This is a genomic window from Streptococcus sp. SP1 (genome assembly GCF_030440005.1).
Classification (GTDB): domain Bacteria; phylum Bacillota; class Bacilli; order Lactobacillales; family Streptococcaceae; genus Streptococcus; species Streptococcus parasanguinis.
Genome location: NZ_JAQFJJ010000013.1, coordinates 40,622 through 59,881, shown reverse-complemented (window position 1 = coordinate 59,881; position 19,260 = coordinate 40,622). Strand labels below are relative to the sequence as shown.

Below are 19,260 nucleotides of genomic sequence, written 5' to 3'. Positions count from 1 at the left end.
GCTCCTGGGTTCGCTGCTTCTACTGCGGCTTTAACGGCATCTTTTTCTGGTTGAGTTAAGGCTGTTGTATCTTGAACTGGTGTCTTAGTCGTTGGAGCTTTAACACCTTTAGAATCAGCTTCTTTAACTGTTTGAGAACCTGTAAGAGTTGCTGTTGTACCATCTGGGAACGTTACGGTTGTGTCACCATTCGCTGATACTTCCGCTTGTGCTCCTGGGTTCGCTGCTTCTACTGCGGCTTTAACGGCATCTTTTTCTGGTTGAGTTAAGGCTGTTGTATCTTGAACTGGTGTCTTAGTCGTTGGAGCTTTAACACCTTTAGAATCAGCTTCTTTAAATACATACTTCAGTAACTGTCCACCACTTCTAAGTGTTACAGTATTGGCTCCCGAGTTATATGTTTCTGCTTTATCAGAATTAACTTCCTTAAGCGTATATCCTTTTGCTTTTATTTTCGTAATAGCTTTTTGTACTGCTTCGATATTACTCAAATTAACAACTTGATCTCTATCTCCTGGGATCGCACTACTTGCTGCGAGCTCATTACCCGCTTCATCATAAAAGGCTACTTGTACAATTTGTGGTGCAGTAAACTCAAATTTTTCAATTTGTACACGTTGCAAGTTGGTACCAGAACCTGTACTTCCTAAGAATGACAAAGCATAAGTTGCATTTGAGTTGTTAAGAGCAGTCTTAGCATTTGGTGCAATGGTTGAAGCATTTGCAGTCTTCAAATTAGTTGACCATTTTTCAGAACCGTAAGTTACAATAAACTCTTTTGTTTGACCTTTATATTCGATTTTAAAGTCTACCCATTGACCATTTGGACTTGGATTTAATACTTTCGCATCACCTATAGTCGTTACTCTTCCTGCAGCATTTGATGAGTAGAAGGCACCAAAAGCATTACTTCTCCATGCATTACCACCATATTTAGGGTCAGCTGGCGCATTGTCGCTAGCATTTGGAGTACTTGTATTATGCCATGAGTCAAGTTTGAAACCGAAGGCGTTTTTAATAGTACCCATACCGATGGAAGCACCAGATTGACCAATAGTATCTACATTCCCTGTATGGAAAACGAAACCGACTCCATCTCCACCATCTCGACCATTTACTTTATGTCCTTCATATTTATCACCAATGTCTACCTTACCAGTAAAGGTAAAGTCTTCCTTAGGATCGATTTTGAAACGAAGGTAAGCACTACCAACTTGACCAGATACATCATCTGTTAATTTAATCGTACCAGACGTTTCATCATAATTTGCCGTACCACCTTCTTTAAAGAAACTATCAAAGTTATCTTTCGTTACTGTAACACGATCAAGTCTTGTTTCATCCACTGCACGTGATGTGCCCTCAGAAAGTGATCGCCTATTTCTTACTCTAGTAGTAGTTGTTGCTTCTGTAGTTACTCCAGACGCCTCCTCAGTAGTCACTGTAGCAACTTCTTTAACACTTGCTATAGCTTGTGTCAAACGTTCAACACTTTGATTAACTTCTGCTTGGCTTGCAGTTCCGTTAGCAACTAATGCTTCTGCTTCTGCAATTGTTGCTGCTACTTCAGCTTTAACTGAAGCTTCTTGACCATCCAAGTTTTTAGCTTTTGCTTGTGCCAAAACAACCTCTAATTTAGTTTTATCAACTAAAGGTAATGACGGTACTGTCTCAGCTCCTGTTGAAGCTGTCGTTGCTGAAGTAGCTGTACTCGTTTCAGTTGATGTAGTCACTGCCGGAGCCACATAGGTAGTTGAATTCCCAGTGGCTTCCGATGAAGTAGGTACTGTAGCTTCAGCCTTATCTTCAACACTATCAGCTTTAACTGTTGGAGCAGCTAAAGTAGCCCCAATCGCAAAGACAAGCGAACAACCAAACAAGAAATGCTTCCCTTTTTTAATCATCCGCCAGTTTTTTTGTTGTGCATTCTTTCGATTAAAATACATCAAACAATCTCCTTTTTTTATATTCCACTTATTTTAACAAATATCACTACATATGTCTAATTATTTGTACTTATAAAAATTGGCTCTATAATTTCTGTAGTGGATAAAACTACCATATAAATTACGGACCCTATTTTGCTGTAGAAAAAGGTCAAAAATAAGAGGCTGGGACAAAAGTCCTAGCCTCTCAATTGTTTTTGGTTTGTCGAGCAAGACGCAGTGGTTGAGTGGGCTCTACTACGCTGATTTCATCAGCTTTTACAGCCCTACTCAACTGTGCGGAGGTGGGACAACGAAATCGAATTCTAACGAATTACCGATTTCTGTCCCACTCTCTCCTTAATAATTGCATAATACCCTTCAACCGAAATTTGGTTGGGCAATCAATTATTCATTTTCATCTCTTTTGCGTTTTGCAAGACCTGCTAAACCTACTAAACCAAGTGCAGCACCTAACAGAGTTACTGTGCTTGCATCAGTCACACCTGTTTCTGGTAAAGCTGGTGCTTTTGGAGCATCAGGTGTTGCTGGTTTTGTTGGTTCTGGCTTCACTGGTTCTGGTTTAACCGGATCTGGTTTCACTGGATCTGGTTTCACTGGATCTGGTTGAGGAGTTGGGACAGCTTTCTTTCTATACAAGACAGTTGTCACAAAATCTTTGCTTTCAGCTGTTAAACCAGTGATGGCATCCACCACCAGTGGACTTGCTTCATAACCTTCAATAACAGGAGATGTTACTGCATCAAAAGTTGTGTCTCCATTATCTGCAACCCAAGAAGTAGCACTAAGGACTTCATTGGTTGCTGGATTTACCATCACCACACGACGGAAAGTTACTTGGTCTGTATGATCTGGAGCCAGAGTTTCTCCCGTAATAGCATCTTTATAGTGAATAGTTTCATTAACTACTTTGGTTTCTTGACGAGGGACAGCTTGAAGTTCCAAAAGAATGGTGGTGTTGCGACCAATCGCATCTGGATCTGTTGGATTATTTGGATCTACAGTTCCTGCAGTTGCATCGTACCCATAGACTGTTTGGCCTTCTTTGATCTTGTAACCAGCTGGGATTGCAGGAAGTTCAGTCGCAGCAGCTCTTGTCGGATTAGATGTATCATTACTATAGATAACTTCTGACAGTACTTTCCCATTTCGATCTACTAATTGAATATGACCCAGTTTGTTATAATGAACACCGTAATGCAAGTCACCAACATGGTCTCCATCTGTAACTGATGATGGGATACTTTCTTTATCTGCGTAATATCCAGGGAGAACTTTTGTAGGTACTGGTTTATACTCGTAAGTATCACCGGAACTAGTTTCAGGTACATCTGCTAAGGCACGACGTGAACGTGTCCGCGGTGCTACACTTTCCAAACTTGCTACCTCTGTATGAGATACAGGAGCGTCTACCAAGGAGCGACGCGAGCGTGTCCGCACTGTAGCTCTTGCCAAACTTGCTACTTCTGTATGAGATACAGGAGCGTCTGCCAAGGAACGACGTGAGCGTGCTCGTGAGGCATTTGGCTCATTATCTGAAATTGGAGTTGCACTAACAAACTTCCAACGTTGTGCAGACATTTCTCCTGTTACCAAGTTGACAAGGACAATCCGCTCGAAGACCACTCGTTCACGGACTGGTTTCGGTACTTTTACACCATCATTTCCTTCCACATAGTAAGTTACTGTACGTGTTCCAATAGCCCGACGATTTTGGATCTTATCGACGTTCTTCGGCCAATTTGGTGTATTTGGATCTGTTGGATCGTAAGGAGTATCAGGAGTTGGGTCTGGATCCTCTGGCCCCACTGGTACCACACGTTCACGTACAACTACCGTGAATTCTTGATCCACTGATGCATCAAAGTCGAAGTTCTTGCTTGAAGCACTTGTGAAGCCATCACTTACCAACTCGTAACCTTTACGATGGAGTTCGTTAATCTTATCAGTAGTGGTGTAGGCAATCACTTCACCCGATTTACCATTAACAGTATCACGAGCTACCTCTACATTACCTTTTTCATTGATATACTTGATGATCGCTTTTTGTGCATCTTTGACATAGGTTACAACTTCTATAGTATCTGCAGCTCCGGCTTGTACTCCTGACACAGCTGGCACAACCAATTTATCTGCTGTATAACCCTTAATCACTGGTGATGTAACAGCATCAAAGGTGTCATCTGTTGTTGTCCAAGGACGGTAATCAATGTGACCGGTTACCAAGTTGACATAGGAGAAGCGTTTGAAGTGAAGTGTTTCTGACACATCTTCTTTCGCTTTTGAGCCATCTTCGTAGACATATTTCACAGTACGAGTGACATCATCTTTGTTAACAACGTCTTTAACTGGATCTGGCCATTTTGGTGTATCTGGATCGTTTGGATCAACTGGTTTGTCTGGGGTTGGAGTTGGTTTGTCTGGATCGATTGGTTCGATACGTTCACGAAGAACAACGGTGAATTCTTGATCCACTGATGCATCGAAGTCGAAGTTCTTGCTTGAAGCACTTGTAAAGCCATCACTTACCAATTCATAACCTTGGCGTTTGTATGATGAAATCTTAGCCGCTGTGCTGTAGTCAATTGCTTCACCGGATTTACCAGCAACTGCATCACGACTCAACTCTACATTGCCTTTTTCATTGACATACTTGATGATCGCTTTTTGTGCATCTTTAACGTAGGTTACAACTTCTACAGTATCTGCAGCTCCGGCTTGTACACCTGACACAGCTGGCACAACCAATTTATCTGCTGTATAACCCTTAATCACTGGTGATGTAACAGCATCAAAGGTGTCATCTGTTGTTGTCCAAGGACGGTAATCAATGTGACCGGTTACCAAGTTGACATAGGAGAAGCGTTTGAAGTGAAGTGTTTCTGACACATCTTCTTTCGCTTTTGAGCCATCTTCGTAGACATATTTCACAGTACGAGTGACATCATCTTTGTTAACAACGTCTTTAACTGGATCTGGCCATTTTGGTGTATCTGGATCGTTTGGATCAACTGGTTTGTCTGGGGTTGGAGTTGGTTTGTCTGGATCGATTGGTTCGATACGTTCACGAAGAACAACGGTGAATTCTTGATCCACTGATGCATCGAAGTCGAAGTTCTTGCTTGAAGCACTTGTAAAGCCATCACTTACCAATTCATAACCTTGGCGTTTGTATGATGAAATCTTAGCCGCTGTGCTGTAGTCAATTGCTTCACCGGATTTACCAGCAACTGCATCACGACTCAACTCTACATTGCCTTTTTCATTGACATACTTGATGATCGCTTTTTGTGCATCTTTAACGTAGGTTACAACTTCTACAGTATCTGCAGCTCCGGCTTGTACACCTGACACAGCTGGCACAACCAATTTATCTGCTGTGTAACCTTTAATCACTGGTGATGTAACGGCATCAAAGGTATTATCTGTTGTTGTCCAAGGGCGGTAATCAATGTGACCTGTTACCAAGTTGACATAGGAGAAGCGCTTGAAGTGAAGCGTTTCAGTAACATCATTCTTCGCTTTTGAGCCATCTTCGTAGACATATTTCACAGTACGAGTGACATCATCTTTGTTAACAATGTCTTTGACTGGATCTGGCCATTTTGGTGTATCTGGATCTTTTGGATCAACTGGTTTGTCTGGGGTTGGAGTTGGTTTGTCTGGATCGATTGGTTCGATACGTTCACGAAGAACGACGGTAAATTCTTGATCCACTGATGCATCGAAGTCGAAGTTCTTGCTTGAAGCACTTGTGAAGCCATCATTCACTAATTCATAACCTTGACGTTTGTATGATGAAATCTTAGCTGCTGTGCTGTAGTCAATTGCTTCACCGGATTTACCAGCAACTGCATCACGACTCAACTCAACATTGCCTTTTTCATTGACATACTTGATGATCGCTTTTTGTGCATCTTTAACATAGGTTACAACTTCTACAGTATCTGCAGCTCCGGCTTGTACTCCTGACACAGCTGGGACAACCAATTTATCTGCTGTGTAACCTGGGATCACTGGTGATGTAACGGCATCAAAGGTGTCATCTGTTGTTGTCCAAGGACGGTAATCAATGTGACCTGTTACCAAGTTGACATAAGCGAAGCGTTTGAAGTGAAGTGTTTCTGACACATCTTCTTTCGCTTTTGAGCCATCTTCGTAGATATATTTCACAGTACGAGTGACATCATCTTTGTTAACAATGTCTTTGACTGGATCTGGCCATTTTGGTGTATCTGGATCGTTTGGATCAACTGGTTTGTCTGGAGTTGGAGTTGGTTTGTCTGGATCGATTGGTTCGATACGTTCACGAAGAACAACGGTGAATTCTTGGTCAAATGCTGTATCAAAGTCAAAGTTCTTGTTTGAAGCACTTGTGAAGCCATCACTTACCAATTCGTAACCTTGACGTTTGTATGATGAAATCTTAGTTGCTGTACTATAGTTGATAGCATCACCTGATTTACCAAGAACCTCATCACGACTCAACTCAACATTGCCTTTTTCATTGACATATTTGACGATCGCTTTTTGTGCATCTTTGACGTAGGTTACAGTTTCTTCAATATCAGGCGCAGTAGGTTCAACCCCTGTTACAGCAGGGATCATATTTTTATCAGCCGTATATCCTTTGATAGTTGGTGTAAGCACAGAGTCAAATGTTCGATCATTTGAAGTCCATTGACGATATTCTACATGACCTGTTACCAAGTTAACATAAGCGAAACGTTTAAAGTAAAGTGTTTCAGTAACATCGTCCTTCGCTTTTGAACCATCTTCATAAACATAATGGATTGTCCGAGTTACAGTTTCTTTATTGACAATATCCTTGACTGGATCTGGCCATTTTGGTGTATCTGGATCGTTTGGATCAACTGGTTTGTCTGGGGTTGGGGTTGGTTTATCTGGATCGATTGGTTCGATACGTTCACGAAGCGTTACGACAAATTCTTGATCCACTGATGCATCAAAGTCAAAGTTCTTATTGACAGAATTTGTGAAACCATCATTCACCAATTCATAACCTTGGCGTTTGTATGATGAAATCTTAGCTGCTGTGCTGTAGTCAATTGCTTCACCGGATTTACCAGCAACTGCATCACGACTCAACTCAACATTGCCTTTTTCATTAACATACTTGATGATTGCTTTTTGTGCATCTTTAACGTAGGTTACAACTTCTACAGTATCTGCAGTTCCAGCTTGTACACCTGACACAGCTGGCACAACCAATTTATCTGCTGTGTAACCTTTAATCACTGGTGATGTAACGGCATCAAAGGTGTCATCTGTTGTTGTCCAAGGACGGTAATCAATGTGACCTGTTACCAAGTTGACATAGGAGAAGCGTTTGAAGTGAAGTGTTTCAGTAACATCATTCTTCGCTTTTGAGCCATCTTCGTAGACATATTTCACAGTACGAGTGACATCATCTTTGTTAACAACGTCTTTGACTGGATCTGGCCATTTTGGTGTATCTGGATCTTTTGGATCAACTGGTTTGTCTGGGGTTGGAGTTGGTTTGTCTGGATCGATTGGTTCGATACGTTCACGAAAAACAACGGTGAATTCTTGATCCACTGATGCATCGAAGTCGAAGTTCTTGCTTGAAGCACTTGTGAAGCCATCGCTTACCAATTCGTAACCTTGACGTTTGTATGATGAAATCTTAGCTGCTGTGCTGTAGTCAATTGCTTCACCGGATTTACCAGCAACTGCATCACGACTCAACTCTACATTGCCTTTTTCATTGACATACTTGATGATTGCTTTTTGTGCATCTTTAACGTAGGTTACAACTTCTACAGTATCTGCAGCTCCGGCTTGTACACCTGACACAGCTGGCACAACCAATTTATCTGCTGTGTAACCTTTAATCACTGGTGATGTAACGGCATCAAAGGTGTCATCTGTTGTTGTCCAAGGACGGTAATCAATGTGACCTGTTACCAAGTTGACATAAGCGAAGCGTTTGAAGCGAAGTGTTTCTGACACATCTTCTTTCGCTTTTGAGCCATCTTCGTAGACATATTTCACAGTACGAGTGACATCATCTTTGTTAACAACGTCTTTGACTGGATCTGGCCATTTTGGTGTATCTGGATCTTTTGGATCGACCGGCTGATCTGGAGTTGGAGTTGGTTTGTCTGGATCGATTGGTTCGATACGTTCACGAAGAACGACAGTAAATTCTTGATCCACTGATGCATCGAAGTCGAAGTTCTTATTAGCTGCATCATAGAAACCATCGCTTACTAATTCAAAACCACGACGACGATAGGAGCTCACTTTTTCGTTTGTGCTATAATCAATCGCTTCACCGGATTTACCGACTACTTCATCACGGCTCAATTCTACATTGCCATTTTCGTTCACATATTTGATGATCGCTTTTTGAGCTTGTTTTACAATGACAATTTTTGTATCTCTACCGATCGCATCTAAGTCATCTTTTTGGTTTGGATTCACCGTTTGGCGCGCCGCATCATAACCATACACATTTTGACCCGGTTTCACTTCCCAGCCAGTTGGGGCAGTAGGAACTTTTGTAAACCAGGCACGAGTTGGATCTGATGGATCATTCTCATATTGTTTGTGTGCTACATCAGCCTGGTTTGTAGCAATTTCTCCCGTCGGGGTGATATAGTTTCCTTGCTCATCAACCAATACAACTGATCCGAGTTTCTTGTACCATACTGCGAAGTTGAAATCTTCCAAATGATCTGGATCGACTACTAGGGCCTCAATACTGGCTTTATCTGCATAAAATCCAGGAAGGATTGGTGTCATGACCTTCTTAAACTCATAATCTGGATTTTCTGACGTTCCAGCCCCCGCTTCACGGAAGCTACTACGTCTATTGTAGTTACGACGTCTTGCAATATACGCTTCCAATGAAGAACGATATTGTTCTTGAGCTTCTTTTGAAAATGCAATATTAAAACCGCCGTCAGGATTTTCTGTAGCATTCTTAAGATCAAGACCAGGAACTTTTTTATCTACATCCAATTGCTCTTTCTTAAGATCAACTGGTTTATCTTCAGATTTTTTATCGGTAGAATCTGCTTTTTTCTCAGCTTCCTTCACTTCTGACTCTTCAGATTTCACTTCAGTTTCAGGTGCTTTTACTTCTGATACTGTTTCTTCCGTTTTCGCTTCGTTCTTGCTATCCTTGGCATTTTCTTTCACTTCTGCCTGAGAAGCTTGTTCTTTAGCAGGTGTTTCTGTTTTTGCTTCTACCTTTGGTGCTTCCGCTTTTTCAGTAGATACCAAAGCCGCATTAGCAGAATAAGTAGGTGCTTCTTGCGTAGATGCTTCTTGAGCAGAAACTGCCGACACCTTTGGTGCTTCTTGAGTCGAAGTCACAGGTGCTTTTGAGGCATCATCAATTTTCACTTCTGTATCTGCTGAAGCAATAGTTGTCCCTGCTAAAACTGATCCAATCAAAACAGAAGCAACACCTATAGAGTATTTCCGAATTGAAAATCGTTGTTTCCTATCAAAATTCATTTTTTTCTCCTTTTTTTCAAATTGAGTATTGGCTGTGCTAGCTTTTTAAAACTGCACAACCAATCCTCCTTGATGTTTCCTAAACTTTTGGTGGACGACGCGAGCTTCTACCACGTGTCAACACTGGTTTCGCAACATAAACATGCTTATTCGCAGTAACAGGTGCTTTACGAGACGGACCAACCACTGTCCGTTTTTCAACAGCTGGTGATTCACTTGGTACAAGTGGTGCTGGACTCTCAACAGCTTTTGTCTCTGTCGGCTTCACAACTTTAGTCGGAGCCGGTGAAACAACCTTCGGACTAACACTTGCTTTTTCAGGCGCTGGAGTTGCTACAACCTCTGAAACTTCTAGTTTTGAAGTGGTAGGTGCGCTTGAAGGTGCTACAGAATGAGCATTAGCTTTCAAACTTCTTACACTTGGTTTAGGTGCAACCGCATGAGGGCGAGATACTTCAGACGAAGAATTCCCAACAGGTTGAACCGGCCCCTCCTCATTCACAACTTTACCAATACGCCAATTAGAGTAATCGATATGTCCTGTCACTAAGTTGACATAAGCTGTTCTTTCGAATGTCACCTTGCGAATAATCGTCTTAAAGACTTCTTTTCCACTCTCTTCTTCTCTGAAGCGGATTGTTTGCGTCGCTGTACGTTCCAGCTCTTTCATATCCTTGACTTCTTTTGGCCAACTAGCTGGATCCTCTGGAGTTACTGGAATACCTGGAACTGGTTTCGGATCTTGTGGTGTTACCGGTTCAATCCGTTCTTCAAGAGTAACGACAAATTCTTGGTCAACAGACACATTTGTATCATAATGCTTGTCCGTAGCATTCGTAAAGCCATCTTCAAGAAGTCGATAACCTGCTTTCTTATAAGCAGTAATTCTATCAGCAGTACTGTACTCAATCAGAGCTCCACCACGGCCTTCCATCTCATCTTTTGCAAGTTCGATATTTGAAGTGACGTTAACATATTTAACACTTGCTTTTTGCTTATCTTGCTTATAAACGACAACTGTCTCATAATTCGTCAATTGGACATTGTCTACAATGTTCCGCCAATATGTTTCTGAGACTGTGCGACGACCACCTTGAGTCACAACAACATCATCTTTAATATTTGCAGGATTAAATGTCACCGTTACACGGCTAGCTTTCGTTCCCACTGCCAAACCTGGTACGTTCGTAGATAGAATTTCAGCTTTATAGCCTTCAACTTCAGGCGAGACAACAGTATCATAGGTTGCCTTACTATTTGTAGTACCCGCAAGTTGCCAGCCAGTGTCTCCAATGCCATCCCCATCAATATCACGGACGATATATTCTGTCTTACCATAGGCAGCTAAGAATTCATCCCCATTCGCTACGCTGGAACTCTTCAGCACCTTCTTGAATTGATCTTGATCAATTGCAACTTCTAATAGACGTTTCCAATCCGATGTTTGAACAACAACTTTTGGTTTTCCACTTGCATCTAATACAGGTGAACCATCTTCGTAAACGTAACGAATCGTATTTGTATGAGTCGCATGTGGATTAATACTTGTTCCATTTGATACCCAGATATTTTGGCGGTTTGCTGTGACTGGATCAATTCCATATGTCTTATCCGTTGCAAGAACCCCACCTGAAGAAGAACCTGTTTGAACAGAGGTGGATGAGCTAGGATTGATTTCTGGTTTTCCACCAGGTTTAAAGCCGGCAATACTCATTGCCCCACCTTGGATATCTGTCCAAACTGAACTCATCCTGTTTTTGCTCACAACATCTCGACCATCACGGTTCAGTGAGTATACTGTATAAGTACCAGCACCACGGTTTACACGAGTACCAGTTGGTCCATTAAATTCAATATGGTTACCAGATTCTCTTGAACCATTGGAAATATAAAGAATGTTACCATGGCCAATTTGTTCTGGATTGTTTCCTTGGGCAATTCCAAATGGAAGCTTACCTGTAATCTCTCCAGCCGAGCGTCCTTCAGAATTTGTGTAACGCATAAAGGAAACATAGAGTGGATTATTGAATTGGAAGACTACATTCGTACTTGCACCAAGTGGCACCGAAATGAGCTCTGCATAATAGTCCGTATTATCATCGCGAACGTCAACAATTGAACCTTTATTCGCTTGGAATAACGGCTGATCTTTCCGACCATGTTTTGAATCCAAGTTGATGACATCATCCCAAGGATTGGCTCCACGATTATCCATTTGAACACGGAAAGTTGCATAATCATCTACTAAAATAGAGCCATTTTCATTCAAACCAATATAGTTGTAGGCATTGTAACTTCCTGAAGGTCCTCCACCACTCTTAGGACCTTTTCCTACAGAGTGGAAGGTATTCGTTGATTTCTTACCAAATACAACACGTGAATTGTCTCCAAAATCAATAGCTGTTCCACGCCCCTTGTTTTCAAAACGAACGCGTGAGTTCTCTCCAGTTGTGAAGGTTGCGTTATTTCCAAAAACCAATCCATCACGACCAGTGAAATTGAAGCTTGCATGTTCTCCAATGGTAAGGCTACTCTTTCCATTTCGACGGAAGGCATTTCCTGTTCCGTAGCCTCCCCAACGGTCTAGGTGGGTTAAACCATCTGCTGGACGTTCCATTCCAAGTGAGATAGCCTGACCAATGCTTGTATTTAGAGTAAGTTTCGAATCTTTACCAGTTACGACCGTTCCTCCATGTTCCATGAAGATACCAGCATTATGGTAACGAGCACTTTCCGTTCCATTGTTCGTATTCATGTTAATAGTGAGGCTTGCTCCATCATTCACACGAACAGTTGAACCACCTGCAAGGTTGATACCGTCCCCTTGTGAAGAACGATTCAAGGTCAAACTCGCTCCGTCAGCAACTGTGACAGATTTAGCATCGTGAATATTTGCTTCACGTCGCAATACTGAGTGCCCAGCAGATCCAACATTCCGTTGCACATACTGAGTCTGACCGTTTGCAGAACGGTAGCTATCACTAACAGTCGAACTTGTTTCCCCTTTTACAATGACGTCGGTATTCCCGCCACCACCATAAAGGGAAGAACCTTGACTTTTTACATTTTCAAATGTAACGGTATTGGCACCTGTTGTTGAAGAAAGATCAACAGCACCTTTTGAGTTACCTGTAGCAAGTTGAAGATTCTTGAAGACCAAATTCCATGCACTTGAACCTGTAAACTTCAAGCTATTTGATAATAGATCCAAGCTTGCTTGATCATTTCGACCTTGGATAACTACATTACGGCCTTGTGAGTTGATCGCAACTGTACGGTCAACCGAATTCACACGACCATTATCAGTATTACCATTGTCTCCAGTCGCTACGACGTTTCCTGAAATGGTGATATTCTGAATAGAATTATCATTCAATGCAGAAACAAAACCATTCCAGTTTGAAACTACACGTGAAGTTACTTCACCACTATTACGAAAACCACTTGTACCTGTAGCTTCACGAGATACAGTTTCAGTTGGCTCAGCTGTAGCTTCCTTCCCTGCTTCTTTATCACCCTCATGTTGCGAATCAGTAGCTACAGAAGGTTGCACAACTGCTGCAACATTGTACGAAGTTGGTGCAGACGATTCCCCTGTGACCGGTTTTGAAAGAGCAATCTCTTTGTCCGATGTCGCTTCACTAGAAATTACATCTGAAGACGAGTCAGCAGGATTTTCAACTTCATCAGCCAAAACCGTCTGAGTACCAGCTGCAAACAAGGCCGTTCCCAACAATACGGAACAAACGCCAACAGAATATTTCCGAAGGGAAAACCTTTGGCGTCGATTGAATATATCCTTCATGTCCATAAAACTCCTTTTCATTTTGAAATTTAAGTATTTAAAACTCAAACTAATTCTAGCATAAATATCATGATATAATTCTATGTGTGACAACTTCTGTCAAAATCATATGGTTTTGACCATTTTTTCTAAAATTTGTTTAAAAATATAAAGTAAAAACCGAATGTTTTTAAAAAATTATAATTTTTAAGAACTATTGGTTCACTTTTTTAAACATGTATTTTATACTATCATAGATCTTTGTTTTTTTATTCCTACTATTTTTAATCCTCCTTCCATTTGCATTTCCATCTCCTCTACATTCGCTTTTTACCCATATCTTATAAGAACTTTCGACGATTATTTTAAACTTTCTACATTATTAGAAAATCAGATGAGAGATAAAACGATATCATTTTCCCACATTTCCTTCAGGAAAACTCTCCCTTTGGTCTATTTTCACTACATAGTAATTTATGAACATTCCAAACAAAATTTTCAAAAAACGATCTTTTTCCCATCAATTTCTCGTGTGCCATTTTTTTCACATATAAACCACAGTATTTTCGTTAAGTCCTTTCTCATCTTGTAATGAGCAGTGAATCATTTCTATCAAACTATGAGGAGAGTACTCATCTTTTGATAGCCTACAAAAATGCAACAACGGCCTTGTCCCTCTTAAAACGAGGAACAAGGCCGTTGCTCAATCTTTTATACATTCATTTTCTACTTGATAAAAGGTCCTTCCGTTATAGAACTTCGTGTGCGCATTACAATTCCTGTAATAAATAACGGAAGAGTTCTAAATTCCCTTCTTCTTCATTGACCAAGTATTCTGGATGCCATTGTAATCCCATAATCCGATGACCGTCTACTGCTTCAATGGCTTCGATGGTGTGATCACGCGGATCAAAGGCAGTTGCACGGAAATTTGGTGCAAGATCCTTGATACTTTGACGGTGCACAGAATTGATTCGACTAGCCCGACCAAAGAGCTGCTCCACCACACTGCCTTTTTTAGTCTCGATAGAATGGAAAGTCCCAAATGGAAGACCTTGCCAATGACCTTCGATCTCTTGGTTGAGTGTTCCTCCAAAAGCCACATTGATCAACTGAACCCCACGGCAGATTCCTAGAACCGGTTTGTTTTGGCGTACTGCTTCCTTCAGTAGGGCAAGCTCAAATTGATCCCGTTCGATATTGTAATCATCGCTCTCGATGGTTTTTTCTTCGCCATAGAGACTAGGATCGACATTTTGGCCTCCACTTAAGATCAATTTGTCAATCGTTTCAACATAGTCCTTAACCAAGGAAGGATCTCCCATCGGGATGACCATTGGAAGCCCACCCGCTTGACGGATCCCTTCCGCAAATTGACTAGACACGGAGGAATGAAGGTTTTTCCCTTCCGGGTCAACCGGACAGAGATTAGCGGATACTCCAACAATTGTTCTACACATATTCATTCCTCCTTCATTTTAACTACTACTTATCTTACCACCCATTAGTGATAGTGTCTAATATGTATTTTTTAAAACCGTGATAAATTTTATTTATCACCCTCACCTTCCTCACAAAACAATTGATGATCATACAAGTTTTTTTACCTATATTATGTTAAAATAGAGAGGAAAATAGAATCGTCCTTCAAGGCACACATTAGGCCGTTTCGAAGGCGCAAGCGCTAGATTCCTAGCCTTGTTGAAAAATAGACATAGAAATGGAAGATACAATGGAAAAACAAACCGTTGCAGTATTGGGTCCTGGTTCATGGGGAACAGCCCTTTCACAAGTCCTCAATGATAACGGCCATGAAGTCCGTCTCTGGGGAAATATCCAAGAACAAATCGATGAAATCAATACCGCTCATACCAATCAACGCTATTTTAAAGACATCGTTATTAGCGATCAAATTACCGCTACGACTGATCTGAAAGCTGCCTTGGACGGAGTAGACGCTATCCTTTTTGTAGTTCCTACAAAGGTGACCCGCTTGGTCGCAAAACAAGTCGCTGAAACACTAGATCACCCTGTAACAGTGATGCACGCTTCTAAAGGGCTAGAACCTGGTACACACGATCGGATTTCTCAAATCCTTGAAGAAGAAATTCCTGCTTCTCTTCGCAGTGAGGTAGTGGTCGTCTCTGGACCGAGTCATGCAGAGGAGACCATCGTACGGGATATCACCCTCATTACAGCAGCTTCAAAAGATTTAGAGGCTGCACGCTATGTTCAAGAACTCTTTAGCAATCACTACTTCCGCCTGTATACCAATACAGATGTCATCGGAGTGGAAACTGCTGGAGCCTTGAAAAATATCATCGCTGTCGGAGCTGGGGCCCTGCACGGTCTTGGTTATGGTGACAATGCCAAAGCAGCCATCATCACGCGCGGTCTCGCTGAAATCACGCGCCTTGGCGTTAAACTCGGAGCTAGCCCATTGACTTATAGCGGTTTATCTGGGGTCGGTGACTTGATCGTAACCGGAACTTCTGTTCACTCCCGTAACTGGCGAGCTGGGGATGCTCTCGGACGTGGGGGAAAATTAGAAGATATCGAAGCCAACATGGGCATGATTATTGAAGGGATCTCTACGACAAAAGTCGCCTATGAGCTGGCGCAAGAATTGGATGTCTATATGCCGATTACACAAGCTATTTACCAAGTCATCTATGAAGGAAAAGATATCCGCGAAGCCATTCACCACATGATGAGCAATGAATTTAAAGAAGAAAACGAGTGGAAATAAGTCAACCACCCTAACATCAATCCTACCTTTTAGAAAGGAAACTATATGACTAAAGTTAGAAAAGCAGTCATTCCTGCGGCTGGTTTGGGGACACGCTTCCTCCCGGCTACTAAAGCCTTGGCCAAGGAAATGTTGCCAATCGTTGACAAACCTACGATCCAATTTATCGTAGAAGAGGCTCTGAAATCTGGGATTGAGGAAATCCTTGTCGTAACAGGGAAGGCTAAACGTTCGATCGAAGACCATTTCGATTCTAACTTCGAATTAGAATACAATCTCGAGCAAAAAGGCAAGACTGACTTACTCAAGTTGGTCAATGATACAACAGCGATCAATCTTCACTTCATCCGCCAAAGTCACCCTCGAGGTTTAGGAGACGCGGTTCTTCAAGCGAAGGCCTTTGTTGGAAACGAGCCTTTTGTCGTCATGCTGGGAGATGACCTCATGGACATCACTAATGATGATGCCTTGCCACTTACCAAACAATTGATGAACGACTACGATGAAACCCATGCGTCAACTATCGCTGTGATGGAAGTCCCTCACGAAGAGGTTTCTTCTTACGGTGTGATCGCACCTCAAGGCGAAGGGATTAACGGTCTTTATAGCGTTGAAACTTTTGTCGAAAAACCAAACCCAGAGGATGCGCCAAGTAATCTCGCTATCATTGGACGCTACCTCTTAACTCCTGAGATCTTTGCGATCCTTGAAAATCAAGAACCAGGCGCTGGAAATGAAATTCAATTGACGGATGCGATTGACACGCTCAATAAAACACAGCGCGTCTTTGCTCGTGAATTCACTGGAGATCGCTATGACGTCGGTGATAAATTCGGCTTTATGAAAACTTCGATCGACTATGCCTTGAAACACCCTCAAGTCAAAGATGATCTCAAACAATATATTATCGAACTCGGAAAAGAATTAGAAGCGTCTGAAAAAACTGCAGACTAATCATTCACAAATCCAAAGAATACTAAAGAGACTGGCCAACAGATGTAAGGGTCTTGCTACCTTACAAACAGCCAATCTCTTTTTTGTTATAAAAAAGAAGCCGGACTTTTCGCCCAGCCTCTTCCATTAATAGGACTTCGTCTATTTAATTTTTCTAATCCTTATTTTTAAGGATGTACATTATATGAGTAGTTTGTATTTTGGAATGTACCAGCACTTGCTACATCATAAGAAGAACCAAAACGATTATTTTCATTGCCACCATTACCTGCAGATACAGCTTCAGATGGATCTTGAACCTTTTCTTCAGGTTTCACAAATGTTTCAACGCTTGTAGAAACATAAGATTCCTTATCTTTTGTAGCTGCATAACCAAAGCGGTTATTTGGATTGCCTTCCGCATTGACTTTTGTTTGAATTGGAAGTGGTTTTTTAGGTTCTACTACCGGATTGTTTGGATTCACTTCTGGTTTTGTTCCAGGATCCGGTTTTTCTGGTGTCACAGGATTTTCTGGATCTTTGTAATTATCTGGCAATGATGCACGATATGGGTCATCCTTGCGTCCAGCTTCAACTAAACGAGCATGCATGTCTGCTTCATAAGATTTGAAGTGTTCAAACATCTTCTTAGATAGTGCAAGAGCATTTGCTGTAACTTCATCTTCTACTGCTTTAGCAGCTTCTGGATTGTCTTTCAGAGCTTTATATTTCGCATCACTAGCTTCTTGTTCAATAATCAATTGTTTTTCCAATGCTTTCCAGTGATCTTGAACAGTTTTACCAAAGATATCTTGATTATTGATCGCCATGTTGTCAATATGCCATACTGTCCAATACCATGAATTCGGATCATAGGTAGCAGTTTGAGGTTTAAAAGCCTTATAGGTATCTTTTACATTTCCATAGAATGGAACATACGGAGTGTTCCGAGATGGTCCCATACCAAGCCATAAAGTACCACCAAATGATTTTGGAAGGTTTGGATTGATTTGGTAGACATGGGCATCGATGACGTTTTCATTTCCTAAAGCATACTTGTATTGGTCTTTCCGAACAGTATCGTTACTACCATTGTCTCCTTGTTTCTTGACACCAATTTGATCATCTGGTACAAAACGACCATTCAAATGTTCAAAACGGTTCCGTTGGAAAGCAAAAGCATCTTCCAAAGTAAATTTCTTGTTAGGATCTGTTGGTGAGCGGAAGAGTTCATACTCATCATCTTCATAGGTCACTTTCGATTTTGGATCCAAAAGAGTGATTCCTGCGTAAGTACGTGAACGGTCTCCTTCAGCATATTTTTCTGGTCCATAAGATTTAGCGATATGGAAGTTACCGTCTTTATCTGTCTTGTAGTTACCAGATTCTTTAGCTACTTTTTCGACATCTTTCGAAGCGATTACATTTTCCTTGTCATTCAAATCCACATGACCAAGGTAATAGGTATTTGCAAAGACTGCGTATTTGTCTTCTGGGACTTTAACAGCTACATATTGGTGACCAGAAAGAATTTCCATATACCAAGTTTCTTTTTGGTCTGCAAAAACGACAACATTCCCTTCTGCTGATCCTTTTTCTTCAATGACTTTAGCTAGGAATTCAACCCCTTCACGAGCAGACTTAACGCGCGGTAAAACCACGTCCAACATGGCAGCTTCTGGAATTCCGTTTTCTGTCAATGGGTCGGTCTTCAAGACTTTTTTGTTTGGAATTGCTGTAACAGTTGATGTCATAGAGACGCCGGCTTCGTTAAATCCGTGTTCACCAAAGGCACCGTTACTACCATCTCCACGAGCAGAGTCATAAGTCGCTGTGTATTTCATTTCACTAGCAGCATGTGGATAGGTAAAACCATTGGATTCGTCTTCCAGTTGATCCCCTTCCTTATAGTTCTTCGCATCAACAACCACAAAGTTTTTGTTGTGCTTTCCACCATTTGGATAGTAAGGGTAGTCTTCTGTCCGACCAAAGAGAGTGGTCCCATCCTTGGTCAATTGGCGACCAATGATAAAACCACAACAGGCTTGAACAGCTTGAATTGGTAGGAGTAAGAGTGTCATCGCTACCAATGAGAGTTTTAACAACCATTTTTTCATGGCAAATCTCCTTCATTTTTTGTACTCTTCTTAACATAAGAGTACATTTTTGATTTTTATACCTCCAGTCTACACCTTTTTCCAAGTTATTGCAAGCGCTTTCTAAAGTGAATTTTTATACCTATCTTAGGACTGACAAGCCATATACTCCCAAACTAGCTCACTATTTATTTGAATTTCTTAATTATGTTATTATAAAAACATAGAATTTATTATAATTCA

General features: G+C 41.3%; 6 protein-coding genes and 1 pseudogene. 2 read left to right on the top strand and 5 right to left on the bottom strand.

The genetic code is table 11. The annotated features are described in order from the left end of the window. The 4 genes and pseudogenes from PCY07_RS07800 to PCY07_RS07785 form a co-directional block, all read right to left on the bottom strand. Positions 1–1,880 (bottom strand): annotated as a pseudogene (locus PCY07_RS07800) (hypothetical protein); the annotation flags it as partial. A gap of 453 nt (positions 1,881–2,333) precedes the next feature. Then, positions 2,334–9,455, bottom strand: a complete 7,122-nt coding sequence (locus tag PCY07_RS07795) for a MucBP domain-containing protein (protein WP_301356615.1) — start codon at positions 9,453–9,455, stop codon at positions 2,334–2,336. 79 nt (positions 9,456–9,534) lie between these two features. After that, complete coding sequence (locus PCY07_RS07790) at positions 9,535–13,260, bottom strand: YSIRK-type signal peptide-containing protein (protein WP_225901486.1); 3,726 nt, start codon at positions 13,258–13,260, stop codon at positions 9,535–9,537. Positions 13,261–14,009: 749 nt separating this feature from the next. Then, complete coding sequence (locus tag PCY07_RS07785) at positions 14,010–14,699, bottom strand: gamma-glutamyl-gamma-aminobutyrate hydrolase family protein (RefSeq protein WP_049487584.1); 690 nt, start codon at positions 14,697–14,699, stop codon at positions 14,010–14,012. Positions 14,700–14,971: 272 nt separating this feature from the next. Between PCY07_RS07785 and PCY07_RS07780 the strand changes: the two genes are divergently transcribed. Further along, the gene (locus PCY07_RS07780) at positions 14,972–15,988 is read left to right on the top strand and encodes an NAD(P)H-dependent glycerol-3-phosphate dehydrogenase (protein ID WP_003017482.1); all 1,017 of its coding nucleotides are present in this window, start codon (positions 14,972–14,974) and stop codon (positions 15,986–15,988) included. Positions 15,989–16,033: 45 nt separating this feature from the next. After that, entirely contained in the window at positions 16,034–16,942 is a 909-nt protein-coding gene (gene galU, locus PCY07_RS07775; protein WP_003017488.1) for a UTP--glucose-1-phosphate uridylyltransferase GalU, read from the top strand. 167 nt (positions 16,943–17,109) lie between these two features. Here galU and PCY07_RS07770 read toward each other — a convergent pair whose 3' ends face one another. Then, positions 17,110–19,038, bottom strand: coding sequence for a C69 family dipeptidase (locus tag PCY07_RS07770; RefSeq protein WP_301356614.1), 1,929 nt, complete (start codon positions 19,036–19,038; stop codon positions 17,110–17,112). Between the last annotated feature and the right edge of the window lie 222 nt (positions 19,039–19,260).

Coding starts and splice junctions, on each gene's coding strand:
- PCY07_RS07780 (WP_003017482.1), top strand. CDS start 14,972: ATGGAAAAACAAACCGTTGCAGTATTGGGTCCTGGTTCATGGGGAACA.
- galU (WP_003017488.1), top strand. CDS start 16,034: ATGACTAAAGTTAGAAAAGCAGTCATTCCTGCGGCTGGTTTGGGGACA.
- PCY07_RS07785 (WP_049487584.1), bottom strand. CDS start 14,699: ATGTGTAGAACAATTGTTGGAGTATCCGCTAATCTCTGTCCGGTTGAC.
- PCY07_RS07790 (WP_225901486.1), bottom strand. CDS start 13,260: ATGAAGGATATATTCAATCGACGCCAAAGGTTTTCCCTTCGGAAATAT.
- PCY07_RS07795 (WP_301356615.1), bottom strand. CDS start 9,455: ATGAATTTTGATAGGAAACAACGATTTTCAATTCGGAAATACTCTATA.
- PCY07_RS07770 (WP_301356614.1), bottom strand. CDS start 19,038: ATGAAAAAATGGTTGTTAAAACTCTCATTGGTAGCGATGACACTCTTA.